Below are 23242 nucleotides of genomic sequence, written 5' to 3' on the forward strand. Positions count from 1 at the left end.
TGCGGTAAGAACGCATTCAGAGGACGAAATGCGGATCGTCAGCGGTTGATGACCTCCGAGCCGTAGCGCTTCAGGGTTTCTTCGCGCTGGTCGTGCATCAGGTACAGCGAGAACTGGTCGACACCGAGTGAAGCCAGCTCCTCCAGGCGTTCCACATGCGCCGAAGACGGCCCGAGCAGGCAGAACCGGTCCACGATCTCGTCCGGCACGAAATCGGTCGACGGATTGCCCGCCCGACCGTGGTGCGAGTAGTCGTAGCCCTGTCGCTCGCGGATGTAGTCGGTCAGCTCGTGCGGCACCGGCCCGGAATCGCCGTACCGTGCCACGAGATCCGCGACGTGGTTGCCGACCATCCCGCCGAACCAGCGCAACTGTTCCCGCTGATGCGCCAGGTCGTCGCCGACGTACGCCGGGGCCGCGAGGCAGATCGTGATCCCCGCCGGATCCCGACCCGCCGCGCGCGCCGCCTCACGGACGGAGCCGATGGTCCACCGGGCGATCGCGGGATCGGCGCACTGGAGGATGAAGCCGTCGGCGTGCTCGCCGACCGTCTTCAGCGCCTTCGGCCCGTATCCCGCCATCCACATTTCGAGTCTGCCGTTGCGGATCCAGGGGATCTGCACCGGCTTGTCCCGCAACAGGACTTCGCGTCCTTCGGCGAGTTCCTTGACCACGTGCATGCAGTCGCGCACGGTGGCCAAAGTGGACGGTGGCATGCCCACCACCCGGTGCGCCGAGTCGCCGCGGCCGATGCCGCAGACGGTCCGGTTGCCGTACATGTCGTTGAGCGTGGCGAAGGTCGACGCCATCACCGACCAGTCCCGGGTGGCCGGGCTGGTCACCATCGGGCCCACGATCATCGACGACGTCGCCGCGAGGATCTGCGAGTAGATGACGAACGGTTCCTGCCACAACACGCACGAGTCGAAGGTCCAGCCGTAGCGGAAACCCTGGTCCTCGGCGGCCTTCATCAGCCGGACGAGGTCGCGCGCGGGCGGGTCGGTCTGAAGCACAATCCCGAAGTCCATCCGGCCACCGCCTCAGTTCAGGTACTGGTTCAGGTCGCGCGAGAGGAATTTCCCGTGCGTCGTACTGCCCGAGAAGCCGGACGGCGACACGACCACGCGCCCGCGTGAGAGCACCGTCTCGACCTTGCCGGTGATCTCCATCCCTTCGTAGGCCGAGTAGTCCACGTTCATGTGGTGCGTCTCGACCGAAAGGGTCTGCTTCGCCGCCGGGTCGTAGACGACGATGTCCGCGTCCGAACCCGCCGCGATGACGCCCTTGCGCGGGTAGAGCCCGAACATCCGCGCCGGGGTGGTCGAGCAGGTCTCGACCCAGCGGCCGAGGGTGAGCTCGCCCGCCACGACACCTTGGTGCAGCAGGTCCATCCGGTGCTCGACGCCGGGGATCCCGTTGGGGATCGCGCGGAAGTCGCCGCGGCCGAGTTCCTTCTGGTCCTTGAAACAGAAGGGACAGTGATCCGTCGACACCACCGAGAGGTCGTTGGTGCGCAAACCTCGCCACAGATCAGCCTGATGCGACTTCTCCCGCAACGGGGGAGAGGCGACGTACTTCGAACCCTCGAAATCCGGCTTCGCCAAGTCCTCAATGGACAGATAGAGATACTGTGGACACGTCTCCGCGAAGACGTTCTGCCCGTCGTTACGCGCTTCCGCGACCGCCGCGAGCGCCTGTGACGCCGAGAGGTGCACGATGTACAGCGGCGCCCCGGTCACCTTGGCCAGCTGGATCGCGCGCGAGGTCGCCTCGCCCTCCAGCTCCGGCGGCCGGGTGAGCCCATGCTGCACCGGGTCGATCTTCCCGGCGGCGAACGCCTGCGCGGCCAGCTGGTCGATCGCGATGCCGTTCTCCGCGTGCATCATGATCGTCGCGCCGATCTCGCGCGCCTTCTGCATGGCCAGCAGGATCTCGCCGTCCGTGGAGTAGAACACTCCCGGATAGGCCATGAACATCTTGAAGCTGCCGACACCGCCGTCGACGCAGGCCCGCATCTCCTTCAACGACGAATCGTTGACGTCCGAGACGATCATGTGGAAGCCGTAGTCGATGGCGCAGTTGCCGTCGGCCTTCTCGTGCCATTTGTCCATAGTGGACAGCAGAGACGTGCCCTTGGCCTGGACGGCGAAGTCGATGATCGTGGTCGTCCCGCCCCACGCCGCCGCCGTCGTCCCGGTGCCGAAGGTGTCGACGGAATGTGTTCCGCCGAACGGCATCTCCATATGGGTGTGCGCGTCGATCCCGCCGGGCAGCACGTACTTCCCGGTGGCGTCGATCACCGAATCGGCGGGCCCCAGTGTGCCGGGGGCGCCGACGGCCGAGATCGTCTCGCCGTCGACGAGGACGTCCGCCGCCGAAGCGCCCGCCGTGGACAGCACCTGCCCGCCGCTGATGAGGGTGGTCATCACGCCTCCGCGAGCGGTCCGTAGCTGTCGGGACGCCGGTCTCGGTAGAAGGCCCACAGGTCCCGCACTTCGGCGAGCTTCGCCATGTCGAGGTCGCGGACGACGATCTCCTCCTCGGTGTCGGAAGCGGCTTCGCCGACGAGCTGGCCGCGCGGGTCCGCGAAATATGACTGGCCGTAGAAGTCGTTGTCGCCCAAGGGTTCCACGCCGACGCGGTTGATCGTGCCGACGTAGTACTCGTTCGCGACGGCGGCCGCGGGCTGCTCCAGCCGCCACAGGTACTCCGAAAGGCCCCGGCTGGTCGCCGACGGGTTGAACACGATCTTCGCGCCCGCCAGGCCGAGCGCGCGCCAGCCCTCCGGGAAGTGCCGCTCGTAACAGATGTAGACGCCGATCCGGCCGACGGCGGTGTCGAACACCGGGTAGCCCAGGTTCCCGGGCCGGAAGTAGAACTTCTCCCAGAACCCCTTCACCTGCGGGATGTGGTTCTTGCGGTGCTTGCCGAGGTAGGTGCCGTCGGCGTCGATCACCGCGGCGGTGTTGTAGTACACGCCGGGCTGCTCGACCTCGTACATCGGGACGACCAGCACGACGCCGTGGCGTTCGGCGACCTCCTGCATGAGCTTCGTCGTCGGCCCGTCGGGGATGCCTTCGGTGTAGGAGTAGTAGTCGGTGTCCTGCACCTGGCAGAAGTACGGGCCGTAGAACAACTCCTGCAGGCAGACGACCTGCGCTCCCTGCGAAGCGGCCTTGCCGATGGCTTCGACCGCGTTCGCGATCATCGACTCCTTGTCACCCGTCCACCGCTGCTGGATCAATCCGGCTCGGACCAGGTCGCTCACTTGCATCCTCCTCGATCTCGGTGGTGCGGTTGCGTTCGGGCAGGGCCAGCAGCAGGTAGACGACGAAAGCGCCCGCCAGGCCGACGACCCAGTTGTAGTCGTAGAGCGGTTTCAGGAGCGGGATCAGCCCGTCGGCGGGGAACGGCCCGCCGTACGCGCCGCCGACCGCGAGGACGGCACCGACCAGCGTCGCGACGAGCGCCCGCCAGTTCCAGCCGCCGTTGAACCAGTAGACGCCGCGCTCGGTGTACAGATCCCGCAGACGCAGCTTGGTGCGGTAGACGACCCAGTAGCCGGCGACCATCACCCCGGCGACGGCGCCGAGCAGGCCGCCGTAGAAGCCGAGCCACGCGAAGATGTAGATGTTCGGGTCGGAGTAGAGCCGCCACGGCTGGATGAGGATGCCGATGATGCCCGTGATCAGCCCGCCGGCGGCGAAGGTGATCTTCTTCGGGAACGCGTTGGAGAAGTCGTAGGACGGGCTGACCACGTTGGCCGCGAGGTTCGCCGACACGGTCGCCAACACCAGCGCGATCAGCGCGACCACCACGACGACCGGGGAATCGAACCGGTCGGCCAGTTTCGCCGGATCCCAGATCTGCTCGCCGTAGAGGACGCTGCCGCCCGAGGTGGTCAGGATGGCCACGATCGCGATGAACGTCATCGTGGTCGGCAGGCCGAGGATCTGGCCGCGGACCTGTTTGCCCTGGCTGCCGCCGAACCGGGTGAAGTCCGGCATGTTCAGCGAAAGCGTCGACCAGAACGCGATCATCGCCATCAGCGCCGGGGCGAACACCTTCCAGAAGTCCGGCCCCCAGCCGAGTTTCCCGGGTTCGGACAGGATCGGGCCGAGCCCGCCCGCCTTGACCAGCACGTAGCCCAGCAGGATCAGGAAGCCGACCGACACCAGCGGAGCCGTCCAGTTCTCGAACCGGCGGACCGCCTCCATCCCGCGCCAGATGATGAGCATCTGGAACAGCCAGAACAGGCCGAACGAAAGCCACAGTGTCCAGTGCTGGCCGAGGACGACGGTGGAATCCTTCCAGCCGGAACCCGCCAGCCGCCCGACGATGATGTAGATCGCCTCGCCGCCGACCCAGGTCTGGATGCCGAACCAGCCGCACGCGATGAACGCCCGCAGCAACGCCGCCAGATTCGCGCCGCGCATCCCGAAGAAGGCGCGGGCGAACACCGGGAAGGGGATGCCGTACTTCGTCCCGGCGTGGCTGTTGAGCAGCATCGGGATCAGCACGATCAGGTTGCCGATGGTGATCGTGAGCAGCGCCTGCACCCAGTCCATCCCGAGCGCGATCAGCGAGGCCGCCAGCGCGTAGGACGGGATGTTGTGCGCCATGCCCATCCACAGCGCGAAGTAGGTGTACGTGGTCCAGGTCCGCTTTTCGACCGGGACCGGGGCGAGTTCTTCGTTGTAGAAGCGGCTGTCCTTCAAGGACTCGACCTCGCCGAGTTCCACCCGGCCATCAGGATGCACGTGCTGCGTACCGCGTGCCGTCGGCTCCATTGCGGAATCGTGCTCGCCCGCGCCGCGCGGGTGGGACTGGCAGACTGTTCACTGTTGAGGGCGTCGGAGCGCAGACTGTCGATTGCGCTCGAAGGCTCGCGGTGCATGACCTGCGTCACACACACGGACGTTGCAATGCGGCAAACCGGCCGAAACATCTCCACAGGATCTCCACAGCTCACCCGGATGGTCTCCACGGCCGGTGCTTACTGTCATCCCCATGGAACTGGGAGGACGCCGGGTGCTGGTCGTCGAGGACGACGTGACCATCGCCGAGAGCATCGCCGCGCGGCTGCGGGCCGAGGGATTCACCGTGGACCTGGCGCACGACGGCCCTTCCGGCGTCGAGACCGACGCCGAGCGCGAGCCGGACCTGGTGGTGCTCGACGTGATGCTCCCGGGATTCGACGGGCTCGAGGTCTGCCGCCGGATCCAGGCCCGCCGTCCGGTCCCGGTGCTGATGCTGACCGCCCGTTCGGACGAGACGGACATGCTGATCGGTCTCGGCGTCGGCGCGGACGACTACCTCACCAAGCCGTTCTCCATGCGGGTGCTCTCGGCGCGGGTGCACGCGCTGCTGCGCCGCGTCGAACGAGCGGCCAGGACCGACGTGAGCGACGCCGGTACGAAGATCGTCCTCGGCGACCTCGAAATCGACGTCGAGCAGCGGCGGGTCACGCGCGCGGGCAACCAGGCCCAGCTGACGCCGATCGAGTTCGACCTCCTCGTCCACTTCGCGAAGCGCCCGAGGGCGGTGCAGCCGAGGGAACGCCTGCTCAGCGAGGTCTGGGACTGGGACGTCGCGGGCACCGGTTCGGGCACCCGCGCGGTCGACAGTCACATCAAGGCGCTGCGCCGCAAGCTGGGCGCCGACCTCATCCGCACCGTGCACGGCGTCGGCTACGCCCTGGAGGTGGGATCGTGAAGCTTCGCCCCCTGCTCGGCCGCGTCGTCGACGCGCTCCCGAGACCGCTGGACCCGGTCCGTTCCATCAAGCTCAAGCTCGCGATCCTGCTGGTGTCCTCGGGCGGTATCGCTTTCGCCTTCTTCAACTGGCAGATCGGCTGGCTGCCGCCGCGGACCACGATCGCCGCGATGGTGCTCGCCGTGGTGACCTCGCAGATCCTGGCGCACGGGATGACCAGGCCGCTGCGCGAGATGACCGCCGCCGCCCGCGCGATGGCCAAGGGCGACTACACCCGGCGGGTCCGGGCGACCGCCCGCGACGAGGTCGGGGAGCTGTCACACGCCTTCAACCAGATGGCCGCAGACCTGGACGCCTCGGATCAGCGGCGCCGGGAGCTGATCGCGAACGTCTCCCACGAACTCCGCACGCCGATCACCGCGCTGAACGGGGTGCTGGAGAACCTCGTCGACGGCGTCGCCGAACCCGATCCGGCGACGTTGAAGACCGCGCTGCAGCAGACTGAGCGGCTCGGCAGGCTGGTCTCGGAACTCCTCGATCTTTCGCGGATCGACGCGGGCGCGTTCCCGTTGCAGCTGGAGGAGTTCGATCTCGAACTGCTGCTGGAGGAGGTCGCCGCCGAAGCCGGGGTGACCGCCGCCGCGACCGGCCGTGGCGTGCGGTTCGCCGTCGACGTCCAGCCGCCCGGCGCGACGGCCGTCGCCGACCGCGGCCGGCTCTACCAGGTCGTGGTCAACCTGCTCGACAACGCCGTCCGGCACGGCCCGGCCGGGGGAGAGGTCCGGGTGCGGGCGGAGGCCCGCGAGACCGACGTCGTCATCGAGGTCGAAGACGAAGGCCCCGGGATCCCGCCGGGGGAGCGGGACAGCGTGTTCGAGCGGTTCACCCGCGGCGAGCGGGCGGGTGGCGGGGGCACCGGCCTCGGCCTCGCGATCGCGCGGTGGGTGGTCGACCTCCACGACGGCAGCATCGCGGTCGTCACCCCCGAGCACCGGCCGGGCTGTGTCATCCGCGTCGTGATCCCCGTTCCCTAGTCCCTGCCGCGTGTTTTCGGCGGCTCTGCGCACACTGCGATATGTGCTTTAGCAAACTGGAGGAGTGAGATGAGTGAAGACCAAGAAGACCGGCAGGCGCACGCGCCGCCCCCGGCGGCGACCGCCACGTTGCCGCCCGCGCCGCAGGTCCCGGTGCTGATGCGGCCCCGCGTGCCGCCCAAATCGACGATCGTCCCGCTTCCCGGCTCCGTCCTGCCCGCGGCGGTCGCGGCCGGGTTGATCGCCGCCTTCGCCATGCCGGACGAGCCCGGAGCCGGCTGGTTCGTGGCCGGGCTCGCGTTCGCGGTGGCCGTCTACTTCGCCGACAAGCGCGCCCGCGGCGACGCCGAACCGCATTTCCGTCTGGTCAACGCGGTATGGGCGGCGGCCGCGCTGGGCCTGCTCGCGGTCGGCATGGTCCGCGCGTCGGTGTGGCTGAACGTGTTGTGCGTGCTGGCCGCCCTCGTCGCCGGATCCCTCGCCGTGGTCGGGAAACGCACGGTGAACACGATCATCTACGACGTCTTCGCGGTCCCGATCGAAGCGCTGCTTTCGATCCCGTGGATCGGGCGCGGGCTCGTGAAGCTCGGCAAGAAGCAGGAAGGCCGCGCGAGGCCGAGGTTCCTGGTGCCGGTGCTGGCCAGCGCCTTTTTGCTGCTGGTGTTCGTGCCGCTGCTGCGGGGCGCGGACGCCGCGTTCGCGAACGTCGTCGACGCGGTGCTCCCCGAACTGAACCCCGGAACGTTCGTGCGCTGGGGATTCTTCTTCGTCGTGGCCGCGTCGGCCGTGACCGGCGCGTGTTACCTGCTGGCGGCGCCCCCGCTGCCGTCCGACAGTGCTGCTGTCGACACGCCGCGCAAACGCCTGGCGCACCGGCTCGAATGGACGTTGCCGCTGGGGGTGCTGGCGGCGCTGTTCACGAGCTTCGTCGTGGTCCGCCTGGTCGTGTTGTTCGGCGGCACCGAATACCTTCTGGCCACGAGCGGCCTGACGGCGGCCGAATACGCCAGGAGCGGGTTCTGGCAGCTCTCCGCCATCACCGTGCTGACCCTGCTGCTGGTCGCCGCCGCGCTGCGATGGGCGCCGAAGTCGTCGGCGGCCGATCGGGCCTGGCAGCGCGGCCTCCTCGGCGCGCTGAGCGTGCTCAGCCTGGTGCTGGTCGCCTCGGCGTTGAGTCGCATGTGGACATACCAGCAGGCGTACGGGTTCACCGTGCTGCGGCTGCTGGTCGAGGTCTGCGAACTCTGGATCGGGCTGATCTTCTTGCTGGTGCTCGTTTCCCTGCTCCCGCTGCGGTCGGCCTGGCTGCCGCGCGCGGCCATCGGAGCCGCCGTCGCGGCGCTGCTCGGACTGGCCGTCCTCGATCCGGAACGGTTCATCGCCGACCGCAACATCGACCGGCTCGCGCACGGCAAGACGCTCGACACCGGTTACCTCTCAAGGTTTTCCGCCGACGTCGTGCCGTCGGCCGACCGGCTTCCGGAGCCGCTGCGGTCCTGCGTGCTCAGGCCGGTCCTCAAGGGAATTTCGGAAGATGATTGGCGCGAATGGAACCTGAGCCGGTCCCTCGCGCGTCAGACCCCCGTTGCCGCGAAGGACGGGATCGGGTGCCGGTACCTGCCCCGTTCTTGAGTCGTGACACCACGGCCTTGATCGCCCTCGTGGGGGTGAGGGCGATCAAGGCCGCGGTGACCGGCCCCGCCGGGCCACCGAGGGGGAGGCCCGGCGGTCACCTCGACGGAGTCGGGAGCGGTCAGAAGGTGAAGACGCCTGCCGACTCGGCGTCGGCGACGCAACGGTTGGCGTAGGAAGTGCGGTAGGTGACCGGTTCGCCGCGCCACTTGCCGACCGCGGAGACGTCCACCGGGGCGTACTCGAGGGTGCAGGCCCGCGGTTCCGGGCGGAGCCGGTCGAACTCTCCGTCCACTTCGGACAGTTTGGCGCAGGCGCCACCGCGTCCCGGGTGAGACCCCCCGGTGGGTTCGCAGGTGAGCGAGACGGTGCCGATCCGGCCCCGGGTGTCGTGGCTGGTCAGCTGAAACGTGGATTCGGCGGGTTGCGCGGGGGCCATACAGGCCAGCGCGAGCACGCAGGCGCCGATCGGTTCGAAGAAAGCCATATCAACCCTATCGGCTGACGTGACCCGGTCACTGTGTTCCACGCTCGGGTGAGATTTGCTCACTCGGACGTGTGGTCGTCCGCTTTTCGAATGTCGTGGGCGAGCAAAGCGACATAAAGCGAGAGCATCGACTCCGGATCTTCGAGCCGTACCCCGAGGACCTGCTCGATCCTGGCCAGCTGCTGGTAATAGGCGGTGCGCGAGGTGTGCGCGGCGGCGGCCGCCGCCGACTTGTTGCCGCCGTGCTCGCAGTAATGCCTCAACGCCTGGACGAGTCTGCTGCCCTGTGCGGCGTCCCGGCTCAGCAGCGGGCCGAGCTCCCGCGCGGCGAACGCGGTGATCCGTTCGTCGCTCGCCAGCAGATGCAGCAGTCCGCGCAACCGGACGTCGTCGAGCCGGTGGACCATCCGTTCGACGTTTTCCGCGAGCGCCGCGGCGGCCACCTGCGCGGCTTCGACGAGCGTCCGGCGCGCGTCGGCGGGCCCGCCGCCCGTGGTCCCGACCGCGACCACGGCGGGCGCTCCGGCGCGGGCCTCGTGGACGTCGTTCGCCAGCCGTCTCAGTACCGCGTCGACCCCGGCCTCCGGCGACAGCGCGATCAGCGCGCGCACCTGGGTGTCGTCGGTGGCCACCAGCGCGGACACCTTGGCGTGCCGGGCGGCGAGCACGGTCGCCTCGGCGAGTTCCCGCAGCAGCACCGGAGTGGACTGCGCGGCCTTGGTGGTCACGGTGATCCGCGGCCGCACGGAGACCCCGACGAGCAGCCGTCCCGTCAGCGGGACACCCAGCGCCGAGGCCCGCGCGGTCAGTTCGGCGGGCGGCACCGGGTTGGCCAGCAGTTCGGTCAGGATCGCGCGGTGCGCCTGGCGTTCGAGGGAGTCGGTGTCCTTGGCGACCAGCCGGTGGACCGCGAGCGCGGACGCGGCGCGTTCGGCGACCACGACGTGCCGGTGCGGGGGCGGATCCCCGCAGACGACGACCAGCCGCCCCCAGTCGTGCCCGCGCGCGCCGACCACGGTGATCAGCCAGCCCGCGCCCGGGTGGTAACCGGTCCGCTCGCCGACCTGCACCGGCCGCGACCGGGACGGCCAGCCGGGCAGCAGTTCACCGGGGTCGGCCCCCGCCGTGTCGTAGGCGAGGACCTCGTGCGACAGCGTCTCCAGCACGACCGGATGTTCGGTGAGCCTCGCGACCTCGCGCAGGATGTCTCCCGGCTCGGCACCGGCGACCGTCAGCGCGGTGAAGGTCTCGTGGACCCGCTCCGCCGCGCGGAGTTCGTCGACCTGGGCGTCGACGATCAGCCCGTTCACCGCCTCGGTGACCGACACGAAGCGCGTCTCGCGCGAAAGGGTGATCAGCGGGACACCGTGCCGATCCGCGGCGTCGACCAGCGCGGGCGGCAGCTTCTCGCTCCAATGCCGGACGAGTTCGACGACGATCCCCGCCACTCCGACACCGGCCAGATCGGCGACGTACCGGGCGAGCGCGGCGCCGTCGTCGGGCAGCGCGACCCCGGTGGTGAGCACGAGTTCCCCGCCGCGCAGCAGCGGGGCGATGTCCGCGACCTCGGCGACGTGCGCCCAGCGGACCGGCGCGTCCAGCCCCGCCGCCCCCGCCACCACATGGGGCCTGCCCTGACGCAGCACCGGCAGCGCGAGCACCTCGGCGACGGTCGGGTACATCGGCCTCCCACTCGGTTCGGCAACGCTGGAGACAGACTGTACGGCCGGGACCGGGAGTCCGTACACGTTGCCGATGGCGTCGGTGTGGCGCGCGCGCCCAGACTCGACCGGGAGCAGGCACCCGGCGATCAGGAGGGCGGAACCCGTGACCGACCGCATCACCCACTGGATAGACGGCAAACCGTGCGAAGGCGTGGGCGAACGATCCGGGGACGTGTTCGATCCGGCCACCGGCCAGGTGCGGGCGAAGGTCGCCTTCGCCGCGCGGGACGACGTCGACGCCGCCGTCGCCGCCGCCTCCCGGGCGCTGCCGGGCTGGCGCGGGACGTCGCTGGCCGGGCGGACGCGAGTGCTGTTCGCCTTCCGTGAGCTGCTTTCGGCGCGGCGCCACGAGCTGGCGAAGATCGTCACGAGCGAGCACGGCAAGGTCGAATCCGACGCGGCGGGCGAAGTCGCGCGCGCGATCGAGAACGTCGAGTACGCCTGCGGTGCCGCGCAGCTGCTCAAGGGCGGATTCAGCGAGAACGCCTCCACCGGTGTCGACGTCTACTCGATCTCGCAGCCGCTGGGCGTGGTCGGCGTGATCTCGCCGTTCAACTTCCCGGCGATGGTCCCGCTGTGGTTCGTGCCGAACGCGCTCGCCTGCGGCAACACCGTCGTGCTCAAGCCGAGCGAGAAGGACCCGTCCGCGGCCGTTTTCATCGCGGAACTGTTCGCCGAGGCGGGCCTGCCCGACGGCGTCCTCAACGTCCTGCACGGCGACAAGGTGGCCGTCGACGGGTTGCTGGAACACCGCGACGTCAAGGCGATCTCGTTCGTCGGGTCGACGCCGATCGCGAAGTACGTCTACGAAACCGGGACCAGGCACGGGAAACGCGTGCAGGCGCTCGGCGGCGCGAAGAACCACATGGTCGTGCTCCCGGACGCGGACCTCGACCTCGCCGCCGACGCGGCCGTCTCGGCGGGCTTCGGCTCGGCGGGGGAGCGGTGCATGGCGGTGTCGGTCGTGGTCGCGGTCGACCCGGTCGGCGACGAACTGGTCGCGAAGATCGCCGAGCGGATCAAGCGGCTCCGCGTCGGCGACGGCATGCGGCCCACCTCGGAGATGGGGCCGCTCGTCACCGCCGCCCACCACGAACGCGTCGAGTCCTATGTCGGGGCGGGGGTCGACGCGGGCGCCCGGCTCGTCGTCGACGGCCGCGGCGTCGAGGTCGACGGCGAGGACGGCGGGTTCTGGCTCGGCCCGACGCTGTTCGACCACGTCACGCCGGAGATGTCGATCTACACCGACGAGATCTTCGGGCCGGTGCTGGCGGTCGCGCGGGCCGAGGGGTACGACGCCGCGCTGGAGCTGATCAACGGCAACCCCTACGGCAACGGCACCGCGATCTTCACCAACGACGGGCGCGCGGCGCGGCGGTTCCAGAACGAGGTCGAGGTCGGGATGGTCGGCGTGAACGTGCCGATCCCGGTGCCGGTCGGCTACTACTCGTTCGGCGGGTGGAAGGACTCGCTGTTCGGGGACAGCCACGCGTACGGGCCGGAGGGGTTCCACTTCTTCACGCGGACGAAGGTCGTCACGTCGCGGTGGCCGGACCCCTCGCAGGGCGGCGTGAACCTCGGCTTCCCCCGCAACAGCTGACGCTCGGGTCTCGTGAGTGGCTGGGACGGTTCTAACCGTCCCAGCCACTCACGAGGACGGACCGGGGCCACTCGCGAGGCCGCTCGGGTGGGTCGCGCCGCGCGTCAGAATCGGCCGCAGTTGCCGTTGCCGGCTTGCCCGGTGAACGCGCCCTTCAGCCACTCGGTGGCGTCGCCGGACGCGGTCGTCATACCCAGCGCGTGGGACAAGAACGGCGTGAAGGTCGTCAAGTCCTTCCACTGGACGTTGGCGCCCTTGCCGCACCAGTCCTTCGCCATCTGCTTGCCGACGGCGGCCGGGATGACGTCGTCCAGCGGGCTGTGTTCGACCATGACCGGCATGGCGGGCTTGATCGTGCCGATCCGGTTCTCCGCCACGATCGCGTCGAACGGCGGCTGGGTCAGGTAGGCGGACACCGGCTTGCCGTCCTTGGTCAGCGAGCTGGACTGCTTGTACATGAACTGGAGGACCGCGTTCATGGTGCAGGTCTGCCGGGCCCGCAGGAACAGCTCGGCACCGGCCTGGTTGGCCAGGTCCATCAACCTGGCCTCGGGGTAGGCCTGGTTGAGACCGATCAGGGCGTAACCGAGGAACCCGGCGTACATCCCGCCGTCGAGCGACTTCGACAGCACGGCCTTGTCCGCGGGCGGCGCGCCGGAGTAGACGCCTTTGATGTCCAGTTCGGGCGCGTAGGTGGCGGCCAGTTCGGCGGCGGCCGCGGCGGCACTGCCGCCCTCGGAGTAGCCGGCGATGCCCACCGGGCCCTTGGCGGGCAGGCCCGTTCCCGGCAGTCGCTGCGCGGCGCGGATGACGTCGAGCACGGTGTGCGCCTCGGACAACCGGACGACGTACGGGTGGTCGCCGCCGCCTTCCACCCACGGTCCGATGTAGTCGGTCTGTGCCACGGCGAACCCGGCGCCCAGCAACGCGTTGACGAAACCGCCTTGGAATCCGGAGATCAGGTCCGAGGCCCCCTCGCCCGCGAGGGTTTTCGAGGGAGCGCAGTCCGGCCCCATGCCGAAGGTGAAGGGCGCGTAGGCCACGATCGGCTGTTCGCCGGGACCGTTCCACGGCTTGTCCGGCACCAGAACGGTGCCGCTCACCGCGACTTGCTTGTTCTTGTTGTCCCGCGACAGATATTGGATCCGGGTCGCCTTCGCGCCGTTGTAGGTCGAGGGCTGCGACTTGACCACGTCACCGTTCTCGCCGGCGGGAAGTGGTGAAGAGGAGGTGTACACCGAATTCGTGTCCGCGCTCGCGACCGCAGTGCCCGCGGCGACTAAGGTCGCGGTCATGATGGCGATGAGGGTATGGCGAAAGGGAGAAGTCATCACTGCGCTCCACGCTGAGTCGGAAAGTGCGGCCGGTGGAAGAATGCCTAGATGGAAGCGCTTCCGTGCCCGCGCGGTCAATCGCCGTTCGTCGAATTGTCGCGGCGGTACGGCTGTCCGCCTCCGCGATTGTCAGGCGGAAAATGGATTTGTCATTACGGTCAGTGTGGAGAAACCGAATTCGCTCATGGTGGTCATGGCTTTCCGTCCGGTCGCCGGGGAATGGCCGGAGCGATCGCCGATTCCGGTTAGCATCGCCGTCATGTCAGAATCGAAGCGGTCGGCGATGCGGGTGGCCGATTCCGATCGCGAAAACGTCGCGCGACTGCTGTGCGAAGCCATGGGTGCGGGACGGATCACCGCCGGTGAACTGGAAACGAGGCTGGACGCCGTCTACGCGGCCAAGACCTTCGCGGAATTCGAACCCGTCGTCGCGGATCTGTCCCCCGGCGGCACGCTCGCCCTGTCCCACACCGGCGACGAGGAACAAGGCGGACGGCGCTCGTTCGCCGTCATGTCCGCCACCACGCGGCGGTTCGCCGGGCCACTGCCGCCGAACCATGTCAGCCGCGCGTTCTGGGGCAGCGTGCGCCTCGATCTGCGGCGGGCCCGGATCGACGGCGGACCTTGCACGATCAGGGCGGTGGCGGTCATGGGCGGCGTCAAGATCGTCGTTCCCGAGGACTTCGCGCTCGACGTCCGGGGCATCGGCCTGATGGGCGGTTTCGGCACCGGCCGCGGGACGGGGCGGCGGCGGCCGACGACGGGCGCGCCGGTGCTCCGCGTCACGGGTTTCGCCTGGTGGGGGTCCGTGAAGGTGATCCGAAGGCCCGTGGAGCCGCGGCGGCGCTCCCTTCGCGGACGCGGTTGACGGCCCCAAAGAAGTCCGGTGGCTCCCCGGGCACTTCGCCTTCCGTAAACTCGTTGTGAGGACGAGCCGAGGGAGGTGCGGGTGGCCAACGCGGAAGAACGCCGATTCGAAGTGCTGCGCGCGATCGTCGCCGATTACGTCTCCAACCAGGAGCCCGTCGGGTCCAAGGCGATCGTCGACAGACACAACCTCGGGGTGTCCAGCGCCACGGTGCGCAACGACATGGCGGCGCTGGAGGAAGAGGGCTACATCACACAGCCCCACACCAGTGCCGGCCGGATTCCCACCGACAAGGGATACCGCCTGTTCGTCGACCGGATCGCCGAGGTCAAACCGCTCAGCGCGGCCGAACGCCGGGCCATCACGGCCTTCCTCGACAGCGGCACCGACGTCGACGACGTCCTGCGCCGCTCCGTCCGGCTGCTCGCGCAGCTGACCAGGCAGGTCGCGGTCATCCAGTACCCGATGATGACCAACTCCGCCGTCCGCCACCTCGAAGTGGTGCCGCTCACCCCCGCGCGGCTGATGCTGGTGCTGATCACCGATTCCGGCCGCGTCGACCAGCGCACCGTCGACCTCGGGGACGTCATCACCGACGAGAACGTCGCCAGGCTGCGCACGGTGCTCAACGGGGCGCTGGCGGGCCGCCGTCTCTCCGAGGCCGCGGCGGCGGTCGCCGAACTGCCGGAGAAGTCGCCGGGTGAACTGCGCGACAGCCTCACCCGCGTCTGTACCGTGCTGGTGGAATCGCTGGTCGAACACCCCGAAGAGCGGCTGGTGCTCGGCGGCACGGCCAACCTCACCCGCAACGTTTCGGACTTCCCCGGATCGCTGCGGCAGGTGCTGGAGGCGCTCGAGGAGCAGGTCATCGTGCTCAAGCTGCTGGCGGCCGCCCGCAACCCCGGTGCGATCAGCGTGCGCATCGGTGAGGAAAATGAGGACGAGCAGATGCGCAGCACCTCGGTGGTGTCCATCGGCTACGGGATGGACGACATGCTGCTCGGCGGGCTGGGCGTCGTCGGGCCGACCAGGATGGACTACCCGAACACCATCGCCGCGGTGCGCGCGGTGGCGAACTACGTGGGGCAGATCCTCTCCGGCCGCTGAACGCGGCGTTGAGGTCTAAGTCAGAAGGAGAAGGCGAAGACGGTGGCGAGGGACTATTACGGCATTCTCGGGGTTGCGAAGAACGCGACGGATCAGGAGATCAAGCGCGCGTACCGCAAACTGGCCCGTGAACTGCACCCCGACGTCAACCCGTCGGAAGACGCTCAGCACCGCTTCGGCGAGGTGACCACCGCGTACGAGGTGCTGTCCGATCCGCAGAAGCGCAAGGTCGTCGACCTCGGCGGCGACCCGATGGACGGCGGCGCCCGCGGCGGCGGAGACCCGTTCTCGGGGTTCGGCGGCCTCGGCGACATCATGGACGCCTTCTTCGGCGCCGCCGGAGGTGGCGGCGGCCGCGGCCGTGGCCCGCGCAGCCGCGTGCAGCCCGGTTCCGACGCGCTCATCCGCCTCGGCCTCACCCTCGAGGAATGCGCCACCGGCGTCGACCGCGAGATCACCGTCGACACCGCCATCGTCTGCGACCTGTGCCGCGGCGCCGGCGCGGCCGAAGGCACCGGCACCAAGACGTGCGACACCTGCGGCGGCGCGGGCGAGGTCCAGTCCGTGCAGCGGTCCTTCCTCGGCCAGGTCGTCACGGCCCGTCCGTGCCCGGTTTGCCGGGGCTTCGGCGAGGTCATCCCCGACCCTTGCCGCCAGTGCGGCGGCGACGGCAGGGTCCGCGCCCGCCGCAACGTCACCGCCAAGATCCCGCCGGGCGTCGGCGACGGCATGCGCATCCGCCTCTCCGGCCAGGGCGAGGTCGGCCCCGGTGGCGGCCCCGCCGGCGACCTGTACGTCGAGATCGACGAGGCCCCCCACGAGGTGTTCGTCCGGCAGGGCAACGACCTGCACTGCAACTTCCGCATCCCGATGACCACCGCCGCCCTCGGCGCCACGGTGCCCATCGAGACGCTCATCGACGGCGACTACGAACTCGACATCGAGCCGGGCACCCAGCCCGCCACCGAACTCGTGCTCACCGCCAAGGGCATGCCGCGGCTGCGGTCCTCCGGCCGCGTCGACGGCCGCGGTGACCTGCACGTCCACATCGACGTCGTGGTGCCGACCAAACTCGACGACGCCCAGCGCGACCTCCTCGTCGAACTCGCCCAGCAACGCGGCGAAGACGTCCCTTCGCTCGCTTCGAACGGCTCCAAGCCCGGCGGGCTGTTCTCCAAGCTGCGCACCAAGAACCACCGGTAACCCGTGCCGGAGACGACACTCCCGGTCTTCCTCACCGCCGCGCTGCCCGGCTCCGGGCGCACCACGCTCGACGGTGAGGAAGCCCGGCACGCCGCCACCGTCCGCCGCCTGCGCGTCGGCGAACGTCTCGTGCTCTCAGACGGCGAAGGCGGCATGGCACGCTGCGTCGTCGAAGCCGTCCAGGCGGGCCGCGACGCGGCGCTCACCCTCGCCATCGAAGAACACTGGATCGAGGAACCGCCCGCCCTGCGCGTCATCGTCGCCCAGGCGCTCGCGAAGGGCGACCGCGGCGAACTCGCCGTCGAACTCGCCACCGAAGCCGGCGCCGATGCCATCGTCCCCTGGCGCGCCGCGCGCAGCGTCGCCCGCTGGGAAGAAGGAACCCGCGGCGACAAAGCCCTCAGCCGCTGGCGCACCACCGCCCGGGCCGCCGCCAAACAAGCCCGCCGCGCCCACGTCCCCGAAGTCGCCGAACCCGTCACCACCCGCGAACTCGCCGAACTCGCCCAGACCGTTTCCCGCGCGCTGGTCCTCGAATCCGGCATCACCACCCGCCTCACCGAGATCGAACTCCCGGCACAAGGCGACATCCTCCTCGTCGTCGGCCCCGAAGGCGGCATCACCGACGAAGAACTGAGTACCCTCACCGACGCCGGCGCGACCGCCATTCGGTTGGGCCCCACCGTTTTGCGCACCTCCACCGCCGCCGCCGTGGCACTCGGGGCGCTGGGGGTTCTCACGGAGCGCTGGAAGTGAAAAAACACCCCACTAATTTGCGGCGAGTTATGGCGCGATCACGCAAACAGCCGTTACTCTCGTCAACTGACGCGCAACACACGGTTTCGGCGCGCCACTGGGGATGAAGCCCAGTCGCGCGCGTGAATCCCCGCCGGGCACCTCCCCCCTCGGTCCGGCGGAGCCGCGGCGGCGGTGGAGCGACCCCCAGGCTCCACCGCGCCGCGGCATCTTCATTTCGGGGGCTTCGCAGGCTCCGCCCCGAAATTCGCTGCCGCGGCGCGGTTCCGCGTGTCGACCCGGGGGGCCGAGCCCCCCCGGACCCCCACGGTGCGGTCGGCGGGGGTTGGCGGGCGGAGCGGCAAAGCGAAGCGTGCGTAGGGGACCGAGCGTGCGTAGGTCTTCGGTACCGGCATAGGGCCTGGCGGCCCTCGCCTGGTGAGGTAGAGGCGCCTCGGTTGTGAGTCGTCCGTCTGATCACGCGTGGCGTCCGTTTCCGCACGTGTGTCGGCCATCCGCGCACGTACTCGGCGTGGGGATAGGGTGGGGGAATGAGTGACGCGGAGACGTTGTTCGAGCGGATCATCGCGGGGGAGATCCCGTCCGACAAGGTGTACGAGGACGCGACGACGTATGCGTTCCGGGACATAGCGCCGCAGGCCCGGGTGCATGTGCTCGTGGTGCCGAAGAAGCGCTACCGGAACGTGGCGGAGCTGGCGGCGGCGGATCCGCAGTTGCTGGCGGATGTCGCGCTTACGGCCCGCAAGGTGGCGGAGATCGAGGGGATCGCCGAGTCCGGTTACCGGGTGGTGTTCAACACCGACGGTGACGCCGGGCAGACCGTCTTCCACGTGCACGCGCACGTGCTCGGCGGCGAGCAGCTGGGGCATTTCGGGCGCTGAAGCGCGCGCCCCGCGGAAACCGGACTGCGTGCCGGCACCCGCAACCAGTAACATCGAACTCGTCACTGTCGTTGAAAATCGCAGCGTAAGCGCAGGAAGTAGGCCCGAGGCCACGTGGCCGGAACCGTACCGGGTGAAGCCGCCCGACCCGACGTTCCCGCGGACGTCATCCCGACGAAGACCGACGAGGCCGCGATCACCGAGGCGGCCCAGTCCCGATTCCCCATCCCCGACGCCGCCGCGCTCAGCCTGCTCGGCTCGAGGGACGAGAACCTCCGCGTCGCCGAGGAACTCCTCGCCGCCGACGTCCACGTCCGGGGCAACGAGGTCACCCTGACCGGCGCACCCGCCGACGTCGCCTTCGCGGAGCGTGTCTTCGCCGAACTCGTGACCATCGCCGGCCGCGGCCAGCAGGTCGACCCGGCCACCGTCCGCCGCACCGTCGGCATGCTCTCCACCGGTGACCACGAGTCACCGGCCGAAGTGCTGAGCATGAACATCATCTCCCGGCGCGGCAAGACGATCCGGCCCAAGACGCTCAACCAGAAGCGCTACGTCGACGCCATCGACAAGCACACGATCGTCTTCGGCATCGGCCCCGCCGGTACCGGCAAGACGTATCTCGCCATGGCGAAGGCCGTCCAGGCACTGCAGGCGAAGCAGGTCACGCGCATCGTGCTGACCCGTCCGGCGGTCGAAGCCGGTGAGCGCCTCGGCTACCTGCCGGGCACGCTCAACGAGAAGATCGACCCGTACCTGCGCCCGCTCTACGACGCGCTGCACGACATGGTCGAGCCCGAGTCGATCCCGCGGCTGATGCAGGCGGGCACCATCGAGATCGCGCCGCTGGCGTACATGCGCGGCCGCACCCTCAACGACGCCTTCATCATCCTCGACGAGGCGCAGAACACCACGCCGGAACAGATGAAGATGTTCCTCACCCGGCTCGGGTTCGGCGCCAAGATCGTCGTCACCGGCGACGTCACGCAGGTCGACCTCCCCACCGGCCAGAAGAGCGGCCTGCGGGTGGTCCGCGACATCCTCGAAGGTGTCGAGGACCTGCACTTCGCCCAGCTCACCAGCCAGGACGTGGTGCGGCACAAGCTCGTCGGCGACATCGTCGACGCGTACGAGAAGTGGCAGGCGCTGCAGGACAGCCAGGACAAGAGCAACGGCTGGAAAGGGCAACGGAGATGAGGATTGAGCGCGCGTTGCCCGAATCGACCAAGGCGCGCACTATCGGGGATGAGAAATGAGCATCGAGATCGCCAATGAATCGGGCGTGAACGTCGACGAGGCCTCCATCGTGTCGGCCGCCCGCTTCGCGCTCGACAAGATGGAGGTCAGCCCGCTCGCCGAGCTGTCCATCCTGCTCGTCACCCTCGAAGTGATGGAGGACCTGCACGAGCGGTGGATGGACCTGCCCGGTCCCACCGACGTGATGGCCTTCCCGATGGACGAGCTCGACTCGTCGCGCCGCCCCGACGCGCCGGACGCCTCGCCCGCGCTGCTCGGCGACATCGTGCTGTGCCCGGCGTTCGCGAAGGACCAGGCCAAGACGGCGGGTCACTCGCTGATGGACGAGCTGCACCTGCTCACCACGCACGGCGTGCTGCACCTGCTCGGCTACGACCACGCCGAACCGGCCGAGGAACGTGAGATGTTCGGCCTGCAGAAGCGGATCCTCGGCGAGTTCCAGGCGGCCGTGGCCGCGCTCAACAAGCGCGACGCGCAGCGGTCCGCGGACGACAGGCTCCTCGGAACCGCCGGCCTCGACGCCGTGCCCGCCGACGAACCACCGGCTTAGGCGGCGCCGAAATGGGTAGTCCCGCGGCCCTGCTGGTCATCGCCATCGCGCTGATCCTGCTCGCCGGGGTGTTCGCTGCCGCCGACGCGGCGGTCAGCACGGTCTCCAAGGCCCGTGCCGACGGTCTCGTCCGGCTCGGGCGTCCCGGCGCGCGTCAGCTTTCGCTGGTCATCGCCGAACGCCGCCGTCACATCAACCTGATCCTGCTGCTGCGGATGACCTGCGAGCTGACCGCCACCGTGCTGGTCACCGTCGACGTCCTCGGCTGGGTCCGGCCGCTGTGGCTCGCCGTGGTCGTCGCCGCCGGCGTGATGGTCGTGGTGAGCTACGTGCTCATCGGGGTCGGCCCGCGCACCCTCGGCCGCCAGCACCCGTACCGGATCGGCCTGGTCGTCGCGGGACCGGTACGCGTCCTCGGCTCGATCCTCGGCCCGCTCAGCAGGCTGCTGATCGTCCTCGGTAACGCCATCACCCCCGGCCGCGGCTTCCGCGAAGGCCCGTTCACCTCCGAAGTCGAACTGCGTGAACTGGTCGACCTCGCCCAGGAACGCGGCGTCGTCGAGGAATCCGAACGCGAGATGATCCATTCGGTGTTCGAGCTCGGTGACACCGTCGCGCGCGAGGTCATGGTGCCGCGGACGGAGATCGTCTGGATCGAGCACGACAAGACCGTGCGCCAGGCGCTCGCGCTGGCCCTGCGGACCGGGTTCACCCGGCTGCCGGTGATCGGCGACTCCGTCGACGACGTGGTGGGCGTGGTCAACATCAAGGACCTCATGCCCGCGTACATGGCCGAGGGCGGGTCGCAGCGCCAGGTCGAGGAGCTGATGAACCCGGCGAGCTTCGTGCCGGACTCGAAGCGGCTCGACGACCTGCTCAAGGAGATGCAGGTCTCCCACAACCACATGGCGATCGCCGTCGACGAGTACGGCGGCACCGCCGGCCTGCTCACCATCGAGGACATCCTCGAGGAGATCGTCGGCGAGATCACCGACGAATCCGACGCAGACGAACGTCCCGAGGTCGAAGAACTCGAAAACGGCGCGGTCCGCGTCTCGTCCCGGCTCTCGATCGACGACCTGGGCGAACTGTTCGGGATCGACCTCGAAGACCACGACGTGGAGACCGTGGGCGGGCTGCTCGCCGAGCGACTGGGTAGGGTCCCGCTGCCGGGGGCCGAAGCCGAGGTCGCCGGACTTCGGCTGTTCGCCGAAGGCGGTAAGGACCGGCGCGGTCGGATGCGGATCACCACGGTGGTCGTCCACCCCGCCGACGCGGACGCGGTGACCGACGCCGCCCAGGGCAGGCGCCGGACCCGGGTCCCGCAGCCCGATGAAAGTGACAGGAGTGTCGAACATGCCTGAGCTGGACGCCGAAGACCAGAAGCTGGTGACCCTGGCCAGGTCCGCGCGAGCCCGCACCCAGGCCGCCGAGGGCGCCGCGCTCCGCGACACCGACGGACGCACCTACGCGGCGAGCACGGTCGACCAGCCGTCGTTCAAGCTCACCGCGCTGCAGGCCGCCGTCGCCGCCGCCGTTTCGAGCGGAGCCGAAGGAATCGAGGCCGCCGTCGTCGTCAGCGGTGACGCACTCCTGAACGGCGCCTCGCTCCAGGCGGTGCGGGACATCGCCGAAGACGCCCCGGTCTATCTCGCGGATCCCAGCGGCAAGGTGCTGAGCTGATGGCCGAGCCGCATCGTTCCGGATTCGCCTGCTTCGTCGGACGGCCCAACGCGGGCAAGTCGACGCTGACCAACGCGCTCGTCGGCAGCAAGGTGGCGATCACCTCCAGCAAACCGCAGACCACCCGCCACGCCATCCGCGGCATCGTCCACCGCGACGACGCCCAGCTGGTGATCATCGACACGCCGGGGCTGCACCGGCCGAGAACCCTGCTCGGCGAGCGGCTCAACGACATCGTCCACTCGACATGGTCCGAAGTGGACGTTGTCGGGCTTTGCGTGCCCGCCAACGAAAAAGTCGGTCCCGGTGACCGGTTCATCGCCGCCGAGCTCAAGAAGATCGCCAAGCGCACCCCGGTGATCGGCGTCGTCACCAAAACGGACCTCGTGAAACCCGAGCAGGTCGCCGAGCAGTTGCTCGCCCTGCAGGAGGTCATGGAGTTCGCCGAGCTGATCCCGGTGTCCGCTGTGGACGGTTTCCAGGTCGGCGCGCTCTCGGATCTGCTGGTGCGGCACCTTCCCGAAGGCCCGCAGCTGTACCCGGGCGGCGAACTCACCGACGAACCCGAGCAGATCCTGGTCGCCGAGCTGATCCGCGAGGCGGCGCTGGAGGGTGTCCGGGACGAGCTCCCGCATTCGATCGCCGTCACCGTCGAGGAAATGCTGCCCCACGAGGGCAGGGACGACATGATCGACGTGCACGCGTTCCTTTATGTGGAACGACCGAGCCAGAAGGGCATCATCCTCGGGCACAAGGGTGAGCGGCTGAAGGACGTCGGCGCCCGCGCCCGGCAGCAGATCGAGGGGCTCCTTGGCTCGAAGGTCTACCTCGACCTGCACATCAAGGTCGCCAAAGAGTGGCAGCGCGACCCCCGTCAGTTGCGACGGCTGGGCTTCTGACTGAACGGAATGTCTCGATTCGGTCGCGGAGACCGGTTGATGATGTGGAACCGGACGGGTGACCTTAGAGTCTCAACCCTTGACTCCGGTGATCGCTGATCGGGCGGCGCGCCCGGGTCGCAGTTCCACATCTCATTCGTGAAGGGAAAGCGGTAAATGACCGACAACCAGGGCCTGCCCAACTACTCCGGCGACCCTCAGGGCGGTGGAGGCTTCAACAACCCCGGCCCGCCGCCCAACAACAACCTGGTGTGGGCCATCCTCACCACGATCCTGTGCTGCCTGCCCTTCGGTATCGTCGCCATCGTCAAGGCGAACCAGGTGAACACCCTCTGGGCGCAGGGCCAGCCCGCCGCGGCGCAGGAAGCTGCCGACGCGGCCAAGAAGTGGTCGATCATCGCGGCGATCGTCGGTGTCGTGCTCGCCATCCTGTACGTCATCCTCGTCGTCGTGCTCGGTGTCTTCGCGACCTCCGTCGACATGAACACCTACCGCTGATCGAGGCGATCGAG

General features: G+C 69.2%; 22 protein-coding genes. 15 read left to right on the forward strand and 7 right to left on the reverse strand.

Features of this window, described 5'->3' with window-relative positions; translation table 11 throughout:
* Positions 1 to 38 precede the first annotated feature (38 nt).
* From AC069I_RS25890 to AC069I_RS25905, 4 genes are read right to left on the reverse strand one after another with little or no spacing between them, the layout of a single operon-like run.
* A complete protein-coding gene (locus AC069I_RS25890) occupies positions 39 to 1028 on the reverse strand; it encodes a TIGR03842 family LLM class F420-dependent oxidoreductase (RefSeq protein WP_063274641.1) in 990 nt (329 codons plus the stop codon).
* 12 nt (positions 1029 to 1040) lie between these two features.
* Positions 1041 to 2426 carry a dihydropyrimidinase gene (gene hydA / locus AC069I_RS25895; RefSeq protein WP_478266563.1) on the reverse strand — a complete coding sequence of 462 codons (1386 nt, stop codon included), beginning with the start codon at positions 2424 to 2426 and terminating at the stop codon, positions 1041 to 1043.
* A complete protein-coding gene (locus AC069I_RS25900) occupies positions 2426 to 3268 on the reverse strand; it encodes a nitrilase-related carbon-nitrogen hydrolase (RefSeq protein ID WP_037310537.1) in 843 nt (280 codons plus the stop codon). Before AC069I_RS25900 ends, hydA begins: the two co-directional genes overlap by 1 nt.
* A complete protein-coding gene (locus AC069I_RS25905; protein ID WP_478266564.1) occupies positions 3219 to 4790 on the reverse strand; it encodes an NCS1 family nucleobase:cation symporter-1 in 1572 nt (523 codons plus the stop codon). The genes AC069I_RS25900 and AC069I_RS25905 overlap by 50 nt, the downstream gene beginning before the upstream one ends.
* Before the next feature lie 241 nt (positions 4791 to 5031).
* Here AC069I_RS25905 and AC069I_RS25910 point away from each other — a divergent pair, with 241 nt between their 5' ends.
* From AC069I_RS25910 to AC069I_RS25920, 3 genes are all read left to right on the forward strand, one after another.
* Positions 5032 to 5715: a response regulator transcription factor gene (locus tag AC069I_RS25910; RefSeq protein WP_340688479.1), complete on the forward strand. Its 684-nt coding sequence runs from the start codon at positions 5032 to 5034 to the stop codon at positions 5713 to 5715.
* Positions 5712 to 6749 (forward strand): HAMP domain-containing sensor histidine kinase, encoded by a 1038-nt coding sequence (locus tag AC069I_RS25915; RefSeq protein ID WP_478227709.1) that lies wholly within the window; start codon positions 5712 to 5714, stop codon positions 6747 to 6749. Before AC069I_RS25910 ends, AC069I_RS25915 begins: the two co-directional genes overlap by 4 nt.
* Positions 6750 to 6818: 69 nt before the next feature.
* Complete coding sequence (locus AC069I_RS25920) at positions 6819 to 8381, forward strand: DUF4153 domain-containing protein (RefSeq protein ID WP_478227710.1); 1563 nt, start codon at positions 6819 to 6821, stop codon at positions 8379 to 8381.
* A gap of 121 nt (positions 8382 to 8502) precedes the next feature.
* Here the strand turns inward: AC069I_RS25920 and AC069I_RS25925 are convergent, their stop codons facing one another.
* Both AC069I_RS25925 and AC069I_RS25930 read right to left on the reverse strand, forming a co-directional pair.
* Positions 8503 to 8868 carry an SSI family serine proteinase inhibitor gene (locus AC069I_RS25925; RefSeq protein ID WP_340685441.1) on the reverse strand — a complete coding sequence of 122 codons (366 nt, stop codon included), beginning with the start codon at positions 8866 to 8868 and terminating at the stop codon, positions 8503 to 8505.
* Between the two features lie 59 nt (positions 8869 to 8927).
* On the reverse strand, positions 8928 to 10550 hold the full coding sequence (locus AC069I_RS25930; protein WP_478266565.1) for a PucR family transcriptional regulator: 1623 nt from the start codon (positions 10548 to 10550) through the stop codon (positions 8928 to 8930).
* Positions 10551 to 10695: 145 nt separating this feature from the next.
* Between AC069I_RS25930 and AC069I_RS25935 the strand changes: the two genes are divergently transcribed.
* The gene (locus AC069I_RS25935) at positions 10696 to 12192 is read left to right on the forward strand and encodes a CoA-acylating methylmalonate-semialdehyde dehydrogenase (protein ID WP_478227712.1); all 1497 of its coding nucleotides are present in this window, start codon (positions 10696 to 10698) and stop codon (positions 12190 to 12192) included.
* 104 nt (positions 12193 to 12296) lie between these two features.
* Here the strand turns inward: AC069I_RS25935 and AC069I_RS25940 are convergent, their stop codons facing one another.
* Entirely contained in the window at positions 12297 to 13487 is a 1191-nt protein-coding gene (locus AC069I_RS25940) for a lipase family protein (protein ID WP_478266566.1), read from the reverse strand.
* A gap of 298 nt (positions 13488 to 13785) precedes the next feature.
* Here AC069I_RS25940 and AC069I_RS25945 point away from each other — a divergent pair, with 298 nt between their 5' ends.
* The 11 genes from AC069I_RS25945 to AC069I_RS25995 all read left to right on the forward strand — a co-directional run bounded on the left by AC069I_RS25945 (position 13786) and on the right by AC069I_RS25995 (position 23228).
* On the forward strand, positions 13786 to 14394 hold the full coding sequence (locus AC069I_RS25945) for a DUF1707 SHOCT-like domain-containing protein (RefSeq protein ID WP_478266567.1): 609 nt from the start codon (positions 13786 to 13788) through the stop codon (positions 14392 to 14394).
* 81 nt (positions 14395 to 14475) lie between these two features.
* Positions 14476 to 15501, forward strand: coding sequence for a heat-inducible transcriptional repressor HrcA (gene hrcA, locus AC069I_RS25950; protein ID WP_478227715.1), 1026 nt, complete (start codon positions 14476 to 14478; stop codon positions 15499 to 15501).
* Positions 15502 to 15543: 42 nt separating this feature from the next.
* Positions 15544 to 16704 carry a molecular chaperone DnaJ gene (gene dnaJ / locus AC069I_RS25955; protein ID WP_340685434.1) on the forward strand — a complete coding sequence of 387 codons (1161 nt, stop codon included), beginning with the start codon at positions 15544 to 15546 and terminating at the stop codon, positions 16702 to 16704.
* A 3-nt stretch (positions 16705 to 16707) separates the two neighbouring features.
* A complete protein-coding gene (locus tag AC069I_RS25960; protein ID WP_340685433.1) occupies positions 16708 to 17460 on the forward strand; it encodes a 16S rRNA (uracil(1498)-N(3))-methyltransferase in 753 nt (250 codons plus the stop codon).
* Between the two features lie 530 nt (positions 17461 to 17990).
* A complete protein-coding gene (locus tag AC069I_RS25965; RefSeq protein WP_340685432.1) occupies positions 17991 to 18341 on the forward strand; it encodes a histidine triad nucleotide-binding protein in 351 nt (116 codons plus the stop codon).
* Between the two features lie 114 nt (positions 18342 to 18455).
* Positions 18456 to 19538 (forward strand): PhoH family protein, encoded by a 1083-nt coding sequence (locus AC069I_RS25970; protein ID WP_478227716.1) that lies wholly within the window; start codon positions 18456 to 18458, stop codon positions 19536 to 19538.
* A 55-nt stretch (positions 19539 to 19593) separates the two neighbouring features.
* Entirely contained in the window at positions 19594 to 20148 is a 555-nt protein-coding gene (gene ybeY, locus AC069I_RS25975; protein WP_340685430.1) for an rRNA maturation RNase YbeY, read from the forward strand.
* Between the two features lie 11 nt (positions 20149 to 20159).
* Positions 20160 to 21512, forward strand: a complete 1353-nt coding sequence (locus tag AC069I_RS25980) for a hemolysin family protein (RefSeq protein WP_478227717.1) — start codon at positions 20160 to 20162, stop codon at positions 21510 to 21512.
* Positions 21505 to 21831, forward strand: a complete 327-nt coding sequence (locus tag AC069I_RS25985; RefSeq protein ID WP_192745782.1) for a cytidine deaminase — start codon at positions 21505 to 21507, stop codon at positions 21829 to 21831. The genes AC069I_RS25980 and AC069I_RS25985 overlap by 8 nt, the downstream gene beginning before the upstream one ends.
* Positions 21831 to 22730, forward strand: coding sequence for a GTPase Era (era, locus tag AC069I_RS25990; protein ID WP_478227719.1), 900 nt, complete (start codon positions 21831 to 21833; stop codon positions 22728 to 22730). Before AC069I_RS25985 ends, era begins: the two co-directional genes overlap by 1 nt.
* A gap of 156 nt (positions 22731 to 22886) precedes the next feature.
* Entirely contained in the window at positions 22887 to 23228 is a 342-nt protein-coding gene (locus AC069I_RS25995; protein ID WP_478227720.1) for a CD225/dispanin family protein, read from the forward strand.
* Positions 23229 to 23242: the final 14 nt, after the last annotated feature.

Source organism: Amycolatopsis sp. NPDC043885 (genome assembly GCF_056435685.1).

What these genes read in the sequence shown, in the direction of transcription:
- AC069I_RS25890 (WP_063274641.1), bottom strand. Translation starts at nt 1,028, where the DNA reads ATGGACTTCGGGATTGTGCTTCAGACCGACCCGCCCGCGCGCGACCTC.
- hydA (WP_478266563.1), bottom strand. Translation starts at nt 2,426, where the DNA reads ATGACCACCCTCATCAGCGGCGGGCAGGTGCTGTCCACGGCGGGCGCT.
- AC069I_RS25905 (WP_478266564.1), bottom strand. Translation starts at nt 4,790, where the DNA reads ATGGAGCCGACGGCACGCGGTACGCAGCACGTGCATCCTGATGGCCGG.
- AC069I_RS25920 (WP_478227710.1), top strand. Translation starts at nt 6,819, where the DNA reads ATGAGTGAAGACCAAGAAGACCGGCAGGCGCACGCGCCGCCCCCGGCG.
- AC069I_RS25925 (WP_340685441.1), bottom strand. Translation starts at nt 8,868, where the DNA reads ATGGCTTTCTTCGAACCGATCGGCGCCTGCGTGCTCGCGCTGGCCTGT.
- AC069I_RS25930 (WP_478266565.1), bottom strand. Translation starts at nt 10,550, where the DNA reads ATGTACCCGACCGTCGCCGAGGTGCTCGCGCTGCCGGTGCTGCGTCAG.
- AC069I_RS25940 (WP_478266566.1), bottom strand. Translation starts at nt 13,487, where the DNA reads ATGACCGCGACCTTAGTCGCCGCGGGCACTGCGGTCGCGAGCGCGGAC.
- AC069I_RS25945 (WP_478266567.1), top strand. Translation starts at nt 13,786, where the DNA reads ATGTCAGAATCGAAGCGGTCGGCGATGCGGGTGGCCGATTCCGATCGC.
- AC069I_RS25965 (WP_340685432.1), top strand. Translation starts at nt 17,991, where the DNA reads ATGAGTGACGCGGAGACGTTGTTCGAGCGGATCATCGCGGGGGAGATC.
- ybeY (WP_340685430.1), top strand. Translation starts at nt 19,594, where the DNA reads ATGAGCATCGAGATCGCCAATGAATCGGGCGTGAACGTCGACGAGGCC.
- AC069I_RS25980 (WP_478227717.1), top strand. Translation starts at nt 20,160, where the DNA reads ATGGGTAGTCCCGCGGCCCTGCTGGTCATCGCCATCGCGCTGATCCTG.
- AC069I_RS25985 (WP_192745782.1), top strand. Translation starts at nt 21,505, where the DNA reads ATGCCTGAGCTGGACGCCGAAGACCAGAAGCTGGTGACCCTGGCCAGG.
- era (WP_478227719.1), top strand. Translation starts at nt 21,831, where the DNA reads ATGGCCGAGCCGCATCGTTCCGGATTCGCCTGCTTCGTCGGACGGCCC.
- AC069I_RS25995 (WP_478227720.1), top strand. Translation starts at nt 22,887, where the DNA reads ATGACCGACAACCAGGGCCTGCCCAACTACTCCGGCGACCCTCAGGGC.